General features: G+C 72.7%; 15 protein-coding genes and 1 pseudogene. 9 read left to right on the top strand and 7 right to left on the bottom strand.

All coding sequences use genetic code 11. The features are described 5' to 3' along the window. Positions 1–91: 91 nt before the first annotated feature. Positions 92–994 (top strand): hypothetical protein, encoded by a 903-nt coding sequence (locus tag QIT00_RS23755; RefSeq protein ID WP_282537398.1) that lies wholly within the window; start codon positions 92–94, stop codon positions 992–994. A gap of 27 nt (positions 995–1,021) precedes the next feature. Here the strand turns inward: QIT00_RS23755 and QIT00_RS23750 are convergent, their stop codons facing one another. After that, positions 1,022–3,016: an AfsR/SARP family transcriptional regulator gene (locus tag QIT00_RS23750; RefSeq protein ID WP_282537397.1), complete on the bottom strand. Its 1,995-nt coding sequence runs from the start codon at positions 3,014–3,016 to the stop codon at positions 1,022–1,024. Between the two features lie 166 nt (positions 3,017–3,182). Between QIT00_RS23750 and QIT00_RS23745 the strand changes: the two genes are divergently transcribed. The 4 genes and pseudogenes from QIT00_RS23745 to QIT00_RS23730 all read left to right on the top strand — a co-directional run bounded on the left by QIT00_RS23745 (position 3,183) and on the right by QIT00_RS23730 (position 5,876). After that, complete coding sequence (locus QIT00_RS23745; RefSeq protein ID WP_282537396.1) at positions 3,183–4,070, top strand: alpha/beta hydrolase; 888 nt, start codon at positions 3,183–3,185, stop codon at positions 4,068–4,070. Positions 4,071–4,273: 203 nt separating this feature from the next. Continuing rightward, positions 4,274–4,930, top strand: a pseudogene (locus QIT00_RS23740) (dioxygenase family protein); the annotation flags it as partial. A 96-nt stretch (positions 4,931–5,026) separates the two neighbouring features. After that, positions 5,027–5,449, top strand: coding sequence for a helix-turn-helix transcriptional regulator (locus QIT00_RS23735; protein WP_282537394.1), 423 nt, complete (start codon positions 5,027–5,029; stop codon positions 5,447–5,449). A 10-nt stretch (positions 5,450–5,459) separates the two neighbouring features. Beyond that, entirely contained in the window at positions 5,460–5,876 is a 417-nt protein-coding gene (locus QIT00_RS23730; protein ID WP_282537393.1) for a VOC family protein, read from the top strand. A gap of 25 nt (positions 5,877–5,901) precedes the next feature. On the opposite strand, the gene QIT00_RS23725 is transcribed toward QIT00_RS23730, so the two are convergent. From QIT00_RS23725 to QIT00_RS23705, 5 genes are all read right to left on the bottom strand, one after another. Further along, complete coding sequence (locus tag QIT00_RS23725; protein ID WP_282537392.1) at positions 5,902–6,669, bottom strand: hypothetical protein; 768 nt, start codon at positions 6,667–6,669, stop codon at positions 5,902–5,904. Between the two features lie 115 nt (positions 6,670–6,784). Further along, the gene (locus QIT00_RS23720) at positions 6,785–7,018 is read right to left on the bottom strand and encodes a hypothetical protein (RefSeq protein WP_282537391.1); all 234 of its coding nucleotides are present in this window, start codon (positions 7,016–7,018) and stop codon (positions 6,785–6,787) included. A 16-nt stretch (positions 7,019–7,034) separates the two neighbouring features. Further along, positions 7,035–7,736, bottom strand: coding sequence for a TNT domain-containing protein (locus tag QIT00_RS23715; RefSeq protein ID WP_282537390.1), 702 nt, complete (start codon positions 7,734–7,736; stop codon positions 7,035–7,037). A gap of 275 nt (positions 7,737–8,011) precedes the next feature. Beyond that, entirely contained in the window at positions 8,012–9,436 is a 1,425-nt protein-coding gene (locus QIT00_RS23710) for a GntT/GntP/DsdX family permease (protein WP_282537389.1), read from the bottom strand. A gap of 105 nt (positions 9,437–9,541) precedes the next feature. Then, the gene (locus QIT00_RS23705; protein WP_282537388.1) at positions 9,542–10,096 is read right to left on the bottom strand and encodes a gluconokinase; all 555 of its coding nucleotides are present in this window, start codon (positions 10,094–10,096) and stop codon (positions 9,542–9,544) included. A gap of 150 nt (positions 10,097–10,246) precedes the next feature. On the opposite strand from QIT00_RS23705, the gene QIT00_RS23700 reads away from it, so the two are divergent. Next, the gene (locus tag QIT00_RS23700) at positions 10,247–10,948 is read left to right on the top strand and encodes a FadR/GntR family transcriptional regulator (RefSeq protein WP_282537387.1); all 702 of its coding nucleotides are present in this window, start codon (positions 10,247–10,249) and stop codon (positions 10,946–10,948) included. Between the two features lie 4 nt (positions 10,949–10,952). Here the strand turns inward: QIT00_RS23700 and QIT00_RS23695 are convergent, their stop codons facing one another. Then, positions 10,953–11,462 carry a GNAT family N-acetyltransferase gene (locus QIT00_RS23695; RefSeq protein WP_282537386.1) on the bottom strand — a complete coding sequence of 170 codons (510 nt, stop codon included), beginning with the start codon at positions 11,460–11,462 and terminating at the stop codon, positions 10,953–10,955. Positions 11,463–11,539: 77 nt separating this feature from the next. Between QIT00_RS23695 and QIT00_RS23690 the strand changes: the two genes are divergently transcribed. From QIT00_RS23690 to QIT00_RS23680, 3 genes are read left to right on the top strand one after another with little or no spacing between them, the layout of a single operon-like run. Continuing rightward, entirely contained in the window at positions 11,540–12,127 is a 588-nt protein-coding gene (locus tag QIT00_RS23690) for a TetR family transcriptional regulator (RefSeq protein WP_282537385.1), read from the top strand. 38 nt (positions 12,128–12,165) lie between these two features. Continuing rightward, positions 12,166–12,771 carry a TetR/AcrR family transcriptional regulator gene (locus QIT00_RS23685; protein WP_282537384.1) on the top strand — a complete coding sequence of 202 codons (606 nt, stop codon included), beginning with the start codon at positions 12,166–12,168 and terminating at the stop codon, positions 12,769–12,771. Continuing rightward, positions 12,768–13,775 carry a DMT family transporter gene (locus QIT00_RS23680; protein ID WP_282537383.1) on the top strand — a complete coding sequence of 336 codons (1,008 nt, stop codon included), beginning with the start codon at positions 12,768–12,770 and terminating at the stop codon, positions 13,773–13,775. Before QIT00_RS23685 ends, QIT00_RS23680 begins: the two co-directional genes overlap by 4 nt. Positions 13,776–13,783 lie beyond the last annotated feature (8 nt).

Here is a 13,783-nt window from a genome sequence, read left to right as displayed (position 1 = left end):
GGGTGAGGTAATCCCGTTCGGTGGACGTCGGGCACACCCGCGTGAGTAGCATCCGGGCACGACTCCAACAACTCTACGAAAGGGAGCCGTTGTGTCTGACGAGAATGGCACTTCCTCGGTCCAGGACCGGTACGCCCCGCAGTTCGCTCAGGAGCTGGCCCGCAACGAGCAGGAGCAGAAGGAGCTCGAAGCGCGCCTCGCCCAACTCCGCGAGGACCACACGGCGTTGAGCGGAATGCTCGCCGCACTCGGCCACGAGACCACACCCAGGAGCGAGCCGGAGACGGCAACCCGCGCATCCGTGACGGACGAGGCCACGGCGGCGGGGGAGTCGGTGCCGCAGCAGCGACGCCCGGGCAAGAAGCCGGCGACGGCCAAGAAGCCCGCAACGGCCAAGAAGCCGTCCGCCACGAACAAGGCCTCGGCCACGAACAAGGCCTCGGCGACGAACAAGGCCTCGGCGACGAACAAGGCCTCGGCGACGAAGAAGGCGCCGTCGAAGAAGGCTCCGGCCAAGAAGACCACGGCGAAGACGGCCACGAGCAAGGCAGCCACGAGCAACACGGCCGCGAGCAATACGGCCACGACCAAGGTATCCACGAGCAATACGGCCACGACCAAGGCACCCACGAGCAATACGGCCACCAAGGCACCGGGCGGCAAGGCGGAGAGCAAGACTCCCGGGGGCCCCACCCTCCAGGACGTCATCGCGGGCCTGCTCGGCGGCCACTCCCCGGAGCGGCGCACGGTGCGGGAGATTTTCGACGAGCTGAAGCAGAAGCACCCCGAGCGCGCCTCCAGCACCCAGTCCGTGCGCAACGCCCTCAACGGCCTGCTGCGCAAGGGCGCCATCGAGCGCGAGGAGAAGCAGGGCGCGGTCTGGTTCGGCACGCCCGCCACCACCACCGCCACCACCCCGACCGCCGCCTCGGCGACCAGCACGCCCGCAGCCGAGCCCGCCGACGAGCAGCCCAAGGCGCCCGCGGAGGCCTGACAGACGGTAACGGGGGGCCGGGTGGGCTCAGCCCAACAACCCGCCCAGCTCGGCAAGTTGACGCTCCACCGGCCCGAACGTCAGCAACCCGCTGCCCGCTCCCGCCTGTTCGGCGGCTGCCGGTCGCAGGTGGGTGTGCGCCAGGCGGGCCGTCGTACGGTCGCCCACCGCCAGGGCGGCCCGGCCCAGCACACACCACAGCGCCTCGTTGAGCAGATCCCGCGGTGGTTCGGGGGCCGCGCGCAGCGCCGTGCGGGCCTCGTCGATCCGCCCGAGATCGGCGAGGAGCAGCGGGCGGACCCAGGGCTCGTACGGGCCCCACTCGGTATCCGGGCCGTCGCCGTACGTCGTGCCGTGCAGGACGTCCACGGAGAGCAGGGCCAGCGGCAGCAACCCCTCGGAGAGGCCGGGCATCCCGGCGCCTTCGAGGGTGCGGGCCGCCTCGCGATACGCGGCACGGGCCGCGTCGGCCGGCTGCGTCAGGGCCGTGCGCAGCGCCCGGTACCAGGTGGTGAACACGGCCACCAGCGGCAGGTCGTGGCGGGCGGCGAGGGCGTCGGCGGCCGCGGCGTGCCGGTCCGCCCCGGCGAGGTCGGCGAGCGCGGCACGGCCCTGCACACGGATGAGATGGCCGAGCACCTCGTACCGCGGCAGGTCGTGGCGTACGGACAACGCGACGATCTCCGCACCCACGGCGTCCCGGCGCGGGGCGAGCCCGGCACGGTGGAAGCTCTGCATGAACGTGCCGTTGAGGGCGAACGCGAGCAGCGCCGCATCGTCGAGCTCGCGGGCCAGCGCCTCCGCCTGGCGCGCGGCCTGCAACGGCCGCGAACTCGTCGTACCGGCAGGGCAGTTGGTGCCGTCCGTCGGCAGCATCCCGCGTGACTCGACGGCGATCGTGGCGAGCAGGCGGCAGCGCGCCGCCGCCGCACCGTCCGAAGGCAGGCGCCGCAGCGTGCGCTCGGCCGCGCCCACCAGGAGGCGCGACTGCTCCGGGTCGTCGGAGCGGGTCCACAGGGCGGGTACGTCGTACCGGCCGATGACCCGGGCCGTCAGCTCCGGGTCGCCCAGCTCCTCCGCGGCCGCGACCGCCGCCAGTCGATGGCGACGCGCCGTCATGAGGCCGCCGCCACCTGTCACCGCCAGATCGCGCAACAGGCCCACGCTGGACTCCAGTTGAATGCGGGCACGCGGCGCGACGTTGCTCTCGTACGCCGTCGTCGCCCGCGTCCACACCTGCGCGGCCGAGCCGTGGGCGCCCGGGTCGAGGTGGTCGGCCTGGCGCAGCACGTCCTCCTCAAGGTGGCGCAGGCGCGGGCCGGGGTCCACGCCGAGCTGTTCCTTGAGGAGGGTGCGGGCGCGGCGCAGCACGGACAGGGCGTCGGCCTGGCGGCCCGCCCGGTACAGGCCCAGGGCGAGGAGCCGCCATGCCTCCTCGCGCCACGGGTGCTCGCCGGCATGCGCGTCCAGGTCGGCGACCGCCTGCGCGGGCGCGCCCAGAGCCAGCTGCGCCTCCGCCCTCAACTCGACGGCGTGCAGGCGGAGTTGGGTGAGACGGGTGCGCTCCGTACGGGCCCACGGGGCATCGGCGAAGTCCGCGTACGCCGGGCCGCGCCACCGGTCGAGCGCCTCGGTGAGCAGGCCGAGCGCGGTGGCCGGGGGCGCTGCGTCCGTCACCGCGTCCACCGCCTGCTCGAACTGCCACGCGTCGACGTCACCGGCCCCGGCGCGCAGCGCGTACCCCGGACCCTCCGTGACGAGCAGCCGAGGCGGGGTGCGGGGCGGCCGGTCCGGCTCGACGGCCCGGCGCAGCGCGGCGACGAACGTACGGACCGTGCCCGTCGCGTCCTTCGGCGGCTCCTCCCACAGGTCGGCGACGAGCCGTGCCACGGGGACGACCTGGCGGCGGGCCACGATCAGCCGGGCCAGGACGGCACGGTGCCGGGGCCCCTTGAGCGCCAGCGGCCGCTGTTCCGCGTCCCAGGCGGCGACGGCACCGAGCACTCCGAACGTGACGTGCATGGGTGGCTGTCCTTCCGTGGTCCGTGCGTGCGCGTCCATCCTCGCGGACCCGCGGTGGACCACGCCCCGCGCCCGGCGCGCGCCCTTCCGCTGCTCATCCGTTGCTCATCCGCGCTGCCGAAGCTGGTGGCGCCCGCACGACCAAAACACGACTGAGGTGAGGCCGATGCCCGCGACCCCTACGATCCCCGGATTCCGCCACCAGAGGGTGCCGGTCGCCGAAGGAGTCGCGCTCGAAGCGGCCGTCGGCGGCTCGGGCCCGCCGATCGTGCTGCTGCACGGCTTCCCGCAGACCCGTCTGATGTGGCGGCACGTCGCCCCCGAACTGGCCGCCGACCACACCGTCATCTGCCCCGACCTGCGCGGATACGGCGCCAGCGACAAACCGGCCGAGGCGGACGAGACCACGTACGCGAAACGGACCATGGCCCAGGACGTCGTCCACCTCGCCCGCGCTCTCGGCCACGACCGCTTCGCGCTCGCCGGGCACGACCGGGGTGCCCTGGTCGCCTTCCGCGCCGGGCTCGACCACCCCGAGGCCGTCTCCCACCTGGCCTGCCTCGACGTACTGCCCACCCTGGACATGTGGGAGGCGCTGCACGGCACGTCGGCGGCCGTCGGCTTCCACCTCTACCTGATGGCACAGCCGCCCGGACTGCCGGAGGCGATGATCGAGGCGAGCGCGGACACGTTCTTCGCCCACTTCCTCGACACCTGGACCAAGGACCCCGCCGCCCTCCCGGAGGACGTACGCGCCGCCTACCTGCGGGCCTCCCGCACGGCCGTGCCGTCGATCGTCGCCGACTACCGCGCCTCGGCCGGAATCGACACCGCCCACGACCGGGCCGACCGCGCCGCCGGCAACCGCCTCACCATGCCCGTCGCCGTCCTCCAGCAGGACTGGGGCGCCGCCCTCGGGTTCGAGGCGGCCGCCCTGTGGGGAGCGTGGGCCGACAACCTCGACCACACCACCGTGACCTGCGGCCACTTCGTGGCCGAGGAGGCCCCGAAGGAGGTCGTACGGGCGCTGCGCGCACTCCTCGCGCGGGCGTGAACACCGGGCCTTCCCGCCCGGGCGTGACACTGGGCCTCCTCGCCCGGGCGTGACACCGGGCCTTCTCGCGCGGGCATAACGCCCGCGCAGGGGCCGGGCGGAATCTGGGCAGCCGCGGGGGGCGCCGGTACGTTCCTCGACGACCCCACCTCGGCCGACCGCTCGCCCGCACGGCGTGCGTCCAAGGAATGCGAGGTACCGACATGACACCGCCCCCGCCGCCCCCGCCGCCCCCGCCGCCCCACGACATCACCCGCAAGGCGCTCCTGAAGGCAGCCCTCGTCGCCGGAACCGTGCCGCTGCTCACCTCCGGCGGCGCCGCGCTCGCCCGTGACACCGCCACCCGTGGCGGCCCGCTCGCACCCACCCCGACCTGCGACGACGGCGACGGTCCCACCCATGAGCAGATGGAAGGGCCGTACTTCAAACCCAACTCGCCGCTGCGCACCGACCTCGCGCCGCCGGGCACCCCCGGCATCCCGCTCACGGTCAGCGGCTACGTCTTCAGCCGCACCTGCACCCCGCTGCCCGGCGTGCTCCTCGACTTCTGGCAGGCGGACGACAACGGCTCCTACGACCTCGCCGGATACGCCTTCCGCGGCCACCAGTTCACCGACAACACCGGCGCCTTCGCGCTCACCACGATCGTGCCGGGCCTCTATCCGGGACGCACCCGCCACCTGCACGTGAAGGCGCAGGCCCCGGGCGAGGCCGTACTCACGACGCAGCTGTACTTCCCGGACGAGCCGCGCAACCACACCGACGCCCTCTTCGACCCCGCACTGCTCATGACCGTCCAGGACAACGGAACCGACCGGCAGGGCACCTTCGACTTCGTCCTGGATGTGGCCGACACTCCCTAGCGGATTGCGTGCTCCGCGCACGCCTCCGGCCGTCACTCAGGCCGTCATGGTCCGTCACCGAACCCCATACGACCGCTGTGCGAAGCTGGACGGGTGAGCAACCTGGAGGACCTCGTACGTCTCCGCAAAGCCCGTGATGTCATGGACCGCGACTACGCACAGCCACTGGACGTGGCGGCCCTGGCGCGGGTCGCCCTCATGTCACCGGGCCACTTCTCCCGCAGCTTCCGCGCCGCGTACGGGGAGACTCCGTACAGCTATCTGATGACGCGCCGCATCGAGCGCGCCAAGGCCCTGCTGCGACGCGGCGACCTGTCCGTGACCGAGGTCTGCTTCGAGGTGGGCTGTACGTCACTCGGCTCGTTCAGCTCGCGCTTCACCGAGCTGGTGGGCGAGAGCCCCAGCGCCTACCGGGCCCGCGACCACGCGGACGGGGCGGCCGTCCCCGCCTGCGTCGCGAAGGTCTCCACCCGACCGGTCAGGAACGGAGAAGCGAAGCCCCCGCCCGGCGCCTAGCGTGAAGCGCATGGACATGAACCTCGCCACCTGTTTCATCGCCGTCGACGACCACGACAAGGCACTGCCCTTCTACCGGGACGTCCTCGGCCTGGAAGTACGCAACGACGTCGGCTTCGAGGGCATGCGCTGGGTGACCGTCGGCTCGCCCGACCAGCCCGACGTGAACATCGTCCTCGAACCGCCGCTCGCCGACCCGAACGCCCCCGCCGCCGACCGGCAGGCCATGGCGGAACTCCTCGCCAAGGGGCTGCTGCGCGGCGTCATCTTCCAGACCGACGACGTCGACGCCACCTTCGAGCGGATCCGCGCCGCCGGCGGCGATGTGCTCCAGGAGCCCGTCGACCAGCCCTACGGCGTCCGCGACTGCGCGTTCCGCGACCCCGCCGGAAACATGCTGCGCTTCAACCAGGCCCGCAAGAGCTGATCCCGCGGCCGCCGCGCCCGCACGCTCACGGAAAGATCTGCTTGCTCGCGTCCCGGATCGCCACCAACTCCCGCTCGTAGAAGGCGTGGAGAGGCGATCCGGGACGGTACGCGTGGCACGGCACCGACTGCCGGTCCGGCTGCGCGTGGTACTGCGTGACCACCAGGGCCTCGTCCATGCGGTAGATCGTCGACGCCCGGAAGCCGGGGCAGGCCCAGATCTCCACCGCCCCGGCCGGCGCGGTCGCCGCGAGCCGGACGCAGTCGGCCACCGCCTCCTGGACCTTCGCGCGCACGTCGTGCTCCGTGTGGACCGGGTGGAAGCGCGTGCCGAGCGCGGTCACGCACGCGGGGTCGGTGTGGTCCGCGAGGAAGAACCTGACCTTCGCGCCCGGCCTGCGCACGAGCCGCAGCAGTTCCTCGCGGTGCGCGCCGCGCCAGGTCGTGGACCAGGCGCAGGACACGTCGAGGGTGCGGGTGCGGGCCAGGTGGTGGTCCCAGTCGAGCAGGTCGAGGTAGTCGGTGCCCACGGCGAGCAGCCCGCTGTGCTCGACGTCGTGCCGCAGGCCGATCGCCTCGGTCAGCTCCTGCCGGTCGCGGCGCCTGCCCGCGAGGTTCACGAGCACGGCGATGCCCACCGAGGTGATCAGCACCTCCCCGGCGACGGACCGGAGTTCGGCCGCCGACGGCCCGGCGGAGAGCAGCAGCGCCGCCCCCGCGGCGAGCGCCGCCGTCCCCAGGAACCAGGTGGCCAGGCTGTTGAGCTGTCGATAGGGGAGCGCGGGCGCACGCATGCGGGAGTCGATCTCCGTACGGATTCGGGGGGACAAGGAAGAGGCCCCGGACCGTGCCGTCGCACGTTCCGGGGCCGGGGCCGGGGCCGGTTGCCGGGGCCGAGGCCGGGGCCCGTCAGGTGAGCAGACGCAGCAGCGCCGCGCAGGCCTCGGCCTCCGTGCTGTGGTGGGTGATCACTTCGTAGATGCCGCGCTCGTACGCGCCGGTCTCCCACGCGCCATCCGGTGACCTGCGCAGGAACAGGAAGTCCGGGGGCGTGGGGGCCGGTTCGTGGACGCCTTCGATGCGGTAGTGGCCGTCGGGCACTCCCGCCGCGGTCAGCGCGGCACGCAGGGTGGTGCGGTTCATGTCGCGTCCGGGGCGGTCACCGCGGGACGGGGGCGAGGTAGCCGTGCTCCAGGAGCCACTTCACGTTCAGCCGCTGCCCCTCGCCCGGGTCCAGGAACACCGCGTCCAGCTTCATCTGCTGGCCCCCGCCGGGCTGCTCGAACCAAGGCGCGATGCTGCCCTGCCACACCCAGAACGGCTTGCTGACCTTGTACACGCGGTAGTCGCAAGGGGCGCTCGCGTCACGGGTGTTGAGGTTCTGCGGCGGCAGCGCCCGCTCCTCGTACGGGTCGCCGGCCGGGGCGAGGTACGCGCCGTACTCGGAGCCGAAGCGGTCGAGGCGCTGGCCCTCGCGGAGCTTGGTGGGCTCCTTGTCGATCTCGCCGTTCTTCTCGGCGAAGCCGTCGTTGGGCGGGTACTTCCAGCCGCCGCCGTCCGCCGGGCCCTCCCAGTACTTCTTCAGGTACGCGTCGTCGGAGAGGCCGCCGGTCCTGTCCCAGTTCTTCAGGAGCGGGCCGACCGGAGCGTGCCACCGCTTGGGCAGCCGCTCAGGCCCGAGGCGGGCGTCGCCGTGGTACTCGCCGGTGCACACCGCGCCCGGTGCGGCCGCGCCCGGTGCGGCCGCGGTGCGCGGCTGACTCGGCGCTTCGGGCGCGGCGGCGGCGGACGGCGCCAGGGCCACGGTGACCGTGACACCCAGGGCGGCAAGAACGATGCGGAGCGGGCCGGTCGGCTTCACTCGGGGCCTCCTCGTACGGCACAGGGGCGGCCGTCCGGGCCGCCCGCTCGAAGTACGCACGGTAATCACCACGCTGCTGTGCGCAGCTCCGCAACGCCGAAGTGGCTTGATCCGTACGGCAGTAGACCGTTCACCGAAAACAGGCGCGTACGAGAAACGCCGACCCGCCCTGCCACGACGTACGGCCGGGGAAACCGTCGTGTCGGGCGGGGCGGGTCGGCGGGGCCGGAGGGGGGTTCCGGCCGGGGGAGGCCCGCGGTGGTGCGCGGGCCTGGCTAGATGATCAGCGAGAGCAGCAGGACCAGGGCACCGGCGACGACCGAGATGATCGTCTCCATCACCGACCAGGTCTTGATGGTCTGGCCGACGTTCATGCCGAAGTACTCCTTGACCAGCCAGAAGCCCGCGTCGTTGACATGGCTGAAGAACAGCGAGCCCGCGCCGATCGCGAGGACGAGCAGGGCCGTGTGCGCGGTCGACATGTCGGCGGCGAGCGGCGCGACCAGTCCGGCGGCGGAGACCGTCGCGACGGTCGCGGAACCCGTGGCCAGGCGGATGACGACGGCGATCAGCCAGGCAAGGAGCAGTGCCGGGATCGCCCAGTCCTTGGAGATCTCCAGGACCATCTCGCCGACGCCGGAGTCGATCAGCGTCTGCTTGAAGCCGCCGCCGGCGCAGACGATCAGCAGGATGCCCGCGATCGGGGCGAGCGACTTCTCGACCGTGGCCGTGATCTTCCCCTTGGAGAACCCGGCGGCGCGGCCCAGGGTGAACATGCCGACGACGACCGCGGCGAGCAGGGCGATCAGCGGCGAGCCGATCACGTCGAAGACGCGCTGCACGGTGTGCTCGGGGTGGTCCACGACGATGTCGACCAGGGCCTTGGACAGCATCAGGACGACGGGAAGGAGCACGGTCGAGATCGTGGCACCGAAGCTCGGCAGCTTGGCGACGTCACCGGAGGGGCGCTTGCCGAGCGCGTCGGACGAGCCGTCGGAGCCCACCATCTTCTCGGGCACCGGGATGTCCACCCAGCGGGCCGCGATCTTCGAGAACAACGGACCGGCGATGATCACCGTCGGTATGGCGACGAGCACACCGAGCGCGAGCGTGACACCGAGGTTGGCGCCGACCGCGTCGATGGCGACGAGCGGGCCGGGGTGCGGCGGGATGAGGCCGTGCATCACGGAGAGGCCGGCGAGGGCCGGGATGCCGATGCGCATCAGCGAGTAGTTGCCGCGCTTGGCGACCATCAGGACGACCGGGATCAGCAGCACGATGCCGACCTCGAAGAACAGCGGCAGTCCGATGACGCTGGCGATCAGCACGATCGCCCAGGGCATGGACCGCCCGCCGGCCTTGGCCAGGATGGTGTCGACGATCTGGTCGGCGCCGCCGGAGTCCGCGAGCAGCTTGCCGAGTATCGCGCCGAGGGCGATCAGCACGCCGACGCCCGCGACGGTCGAGCCGAGCCCGGCGGTGAAGCTCGTGATGGCCTTGTCGAGCGGGGCACCGGCGAAGGCCCCGAGCGCGAGCGACCCGATGGTCAGCGCCAGGAACGCGTGCACCTTGAACTTGGTGATGAGCAGGACGATGACGGCGATGCCCGCGAGGACGGCGATCCCGAGCTGGGCGTGGCCCGCCGAGGTGATCGGCTCGACGGCCTCCGCTGCCAACGTCTCGACGCTGAGACTGGTCACGGTGTTTCCCTTGCAGGAGAGGGGTGGTTACGGGGGAGTGGCCGCGTACGCAGGGGTGCGGGCGCGGCCGGGGTGCGCCACCGCGGGGGACGGCGGCGCGGGAGGTCAGTGCGAGGACGGCTGCTGCGGCGAGGGCGGTGCGCCGCCGTCCGCCGCGTCGAGAGTGCGGAGGGCTTGGACGGCGCGCTCGGTGATCTCCGCCGGGCTGCCCGCCACGTCGACGTCGACGCCCGCCTCGTCCGCGCCGAGCGGCTGGAGCGTGGCGAACTGCGAGTCGAGCAGGGCCGTCGGCATGAAGTGGCCCTGGCGGTGCGACATCCGGTCCTCGATGAGCTCGCGTGAACCGGTCAGATGGACGAAGACGAGGCCGGGTGCGGCCGACCGCAGCCTCTCGCGGTAACTCCGCTTGAGTGCCGAACTGCTGACCACCCCGCCGAGACCGGACCTGCCGTGCGCCCAGGCGCCGATGGCGTCCAGCCACGGCCACCGGTCGTCGTCGGTCAGCGGGGTGCCCGCCGACATCTTGGCGATGTTCGCCTCGGGGTGGAAGTCGTCGCCCTCGGCGTACGGGACGCCGAGCCGGGCCGCGAGCAGGGGGCCGATGGTGGTCTTACCGGTTCCTGCCACGCCCATGACTACGACGACGTGGGGGGTGTGCATGGCTGCTGCCTCGCTGTCTTCTTCGACATCCGTTCACACGGCCGTGGTCGTGCGTCACGCCACTGAAACTCATTAGGTCAGAGGAATTCAAGACCCTGTGACTTAAAAGTCAGACTTATTGTCGCCGAGCTCTCCTCGTAGGCTTACGCCATGACTGCACAGGTCCGAGGGCTGCACGCCCGCGTACTGGAGAGCCTCGGGCCCGCCATCACGGGCGGCGCGTACCCGCCCGGCAGCGTCCTGAGGATGGACGAACTGTCGAAGGAGTTCGAGGTGTCGCGCTCCGTGATGCGCGAGGCGGTGCGCGTCCTGGAGTCCATGCACCTGGTCGAGTCACGCCGCCGCGTCGGCGTGACGGTCCTTCCGACGCCCGAGTGGAACGTCTACGACCCCCAGGTCATCCGCTGGCGACTGGCCGGCGCCGACCGGCCGCGGCAACTGCGCTCGCTGACCGTGCTGCGCTCCGCCGTCGAACCCGCGGCCGCGGGCCTGGCCGCCACTCACGCGACCGCCGAGCAGTGCGCGGCCCTCACCGAGTGCGCGATCGGCATGGTCTCCCACTCACGCGGACGGCAGTTGGAGGGCTATCTGATCCACGACATCGAGTTCCACCGCACCATCCTGCGGGCCTCGGGCAACGAGATGTTCGCCCGCCTCGGCGACGTGGTCGCCGAGGTCCTCACCGGTCGTACGCACCACCAGGTGATGTTCGAGGACCCGGACCCGGCGGCCGTCACGCTGCACGTCAAGGTCGCCGAGGCCGTACGGGAGCGCGACGCGGAACGGGCTCAGGAGCTGACCCGGGAGATCACCCTGGGCGCCCTGGAGGAACTGGACGTTCTCGCGCCGTAGTCCGTCAGGCGAGATCGAGCGTCCAGTTCTGGCCGACCAGGTCGTGGCCGAAACTGTGGTGCGGGGACTCGTCGGCGAGCGTGAAGCCGTGTGCCTCGTAGATCCTGCGGGCCGAGACCAGCAGGGAGTTGGTCCACAGCGTCACCCGCCGGTACCCGGCCGCTCGGGCCAGGTCGAGGCACTGCTCGACGAGCCGGTTGCCGAGGCCGAGGCCGCGCGCCTTCGGGGTGACGAGAAGGGTGCGCAGCTTCGCCGTACCGGGCTCGTCTGCGGCCACCAGGAACACGCAGCCGGCCCGCTCGCCGTCGACCTCGGCGATCCAGGCGCCCTCGCGCGCCGGATCGTGCCCGGCGGCGTAGTCCGCCACGATCCGGGCGACCATCGCCTCGAACTCGCCGTCCCAGCCGAACTGTTCGGCGTAGCACTCGCCGTGCGCCATCACCACCCAGCCCAGATCGCCGGGTCGGTCCGCAGGACGCACGACGACGTGCGGGGGTCCGTCCTGAGGTGACATGGAGTCCTCCCGTGGCCTGCGCTCGCGCCTCCCGGCGCCCACTGACACGACTGTTTCAGTAGCTCTAGGCTAGGCCCATGTCCGAGGAAGCGACAACCCCCTCCGCCCGGCAGGTCGAACTCCTGGAGGCGGCCTACGCGTACGCCCTCACGCACGGCCTCGCCGACCTCTCGCTGCGTCCCCTGGCCGCCGCCATCGGCTCCAGTCCGCGCGTCCTGATCTTTCTGTTCGGCAGCAAGGACGGTCTCGTCCGGGCGCTGCTCGCGCGGGCCCGCGCCGACGAGCTCGCCCTGCTCGACCGCTTCGGCCCCGCAGGGCGGAAGGAGTCCATCGGGCTCGTGCGGGCGGTCGAGGAGGTGTGGGCCTGGCTGGCCGCGCCCGAGCACCGGCCGCTGCTCCGCCTGTGGGCCGAGGCGTACGCCCGCTCGCTCGTCGAACCGGACGGCGCCTGGGGCGGGTTCGCGCGCCGCACCGTGGACGACTGGCTCGACGCCCTCGCCGGCTGCCAGCCCCCGGCCGAGCGGGACGGCGAGCAGGGGACGACCCGCCGCACCCTCGCCCTCGCCGTACTCCGGGGGGCACTCCTCGATCTGCTCGCCACGGACGACGAGGCACGCGTCACCGCGGCCGTACGGCAGCAGCTGACCCACTTCGGCGGCTGCTAGTCTAGGTAGACCTATCTACCTAATTAGTGGAGTGCGCGATGACGGGAACCGGCTCAGGCACGTCGGGCAAGGGGCGGCGGAGGCCCGCGAGGGAGCGGCTGCTCGCGGCCGCCGCCCGGCGCTTCTACGCCGACGGCGTGGCGGCCACCGGCATCGACACCATCACCGCGGAGGCCGGTGTCGCGAAGATGAGCCTCTACAACAACTTCGCGTCCAAGGCCGAACTCGTCGGCGCCTACCTCGACGCCCGGCACGAGGAGTGGCTCGGCCTCTACCGCGCCCGCCTGGAACGGGCCGACGGTCCGCGTGCCGGAGTGCTCGCCGTCTTCGACGCGTACGCCGACCACGCCGCGTCCGTGTATGAGCAGGGCTTCCGGGGGTGCGGGCTGCTCAACGCGGCGGCCGAACTGCCCGCCCGGGACGAGGGCCGCGCGGTGGTGCGCCGCCACAAGGAGGAGGTGGAGCGGCTGATCGCGGGCCACCTCGCCGAGCTGCTGCCCGAACAGCCGGACCACGCACGGGAGTTGGCGGAGCACCTCGCGTTCCTCCTGGAGGGTGCGATGGCGCGGGCGGGCCTCGAAGGCGACGGCGCCCGCGTGCGGCGCGCCCGGACGCTCGCCGAGTCCCTCCTGGACACCCTGTGACCGGCGCGGGGGCCCAGCGGTCCGTGGGCCTCGGCGCGCTCTGCGTCCTCGCGGCCTCCGTGCTGTGGGGCACGACCGGCACGGCCGCGACCTTCGCGCCCGGCGTGGGCCCGCTCGCGATCGGCGCCGTCGCCATGGGCCTCGGCGGACTCCTCCAGGCCCTCATCGCCGCGCCCCTGATCACCCGTCATGCGCCCGCCCTCCACGCCCGGCGCGGCACCGTGCTGCTCGGCGCGCTCGCCGTGGCCGTCTATCCGCTCGCGTTCTACAGCTCGATGCGGCTGGCCGGGGTCGCGGTCGGCACCGTGGTCTCCATCGGCACGGCGCCGCTCGCCTCCGCCGTCATCGAACGCGCCGTCGACCGGAGGCATTTGACCCGCCGCTGGAAACTCGGCGCCGCCCTCGGCCTGACCGGCACCGTCCTGCTCTGCCTCGCCGAAACCGTGCACGCACCCGGGCCCGGAGGGGCGGACGGCCGCTCCGTGGCGGGCACCCTTCTCGGCGTGGGCCTCGGCCTGGCCGCCGCCACGACGTACGCCCTCTACTCCTGGACCGCCCACCGGCTCATCACCCACGGCATCCCCTCGCGCGCCGCGATGGGCGCCGTCTTCGGTGCCGGCGGGCTGCTGCTCGTGCCCGTGCTGCTGCTCACCGGCGCCCCGCTCCTCGCGTCCTGGTCCGCCGCGGCCGTGGGGGTGTACATGGCGCTCGTCCCGATGTTCGCCGGGTACGTGCTGTTCGGCTGGGGGCTCGCGCACGTACCGGCGAGCACGGCCACCACCCTGTCGCTGCTCGAACCGGCCGTCGCCGCCGTCCTCGCCGTCCTGGTCGTCGGCGAACGGCTGCCTGCCGTCGGCTGGGCCGGAGTCGCGCTCGTCGTCGCCTGCCTGGCCGTCCTCACCGCGCCGGGCCGCCGGCCGGTCGCAGGGGAGCACGGGCGTGGGCGTGGGGCACGTGTGGAGACGGCGGTCGCGGAGAGAATCAGGGACGCATCACCGTCGTAGCGCCCTGA

It is taken from the genome of Streptomyces luteolus, from assembly GCF_029968015.1.
Lineage (GTDB): Bacteria > Actinomycetota > Actinomycetes > Streptomycetales > Streptomycetaceae > Streptomyces > Streptomyces luteolus.
The sequence above is the reverse complement of the archived record's forward strand: the minus strand, read 5'-3'. Positions and strand labels throughout refer to the sequence as shown.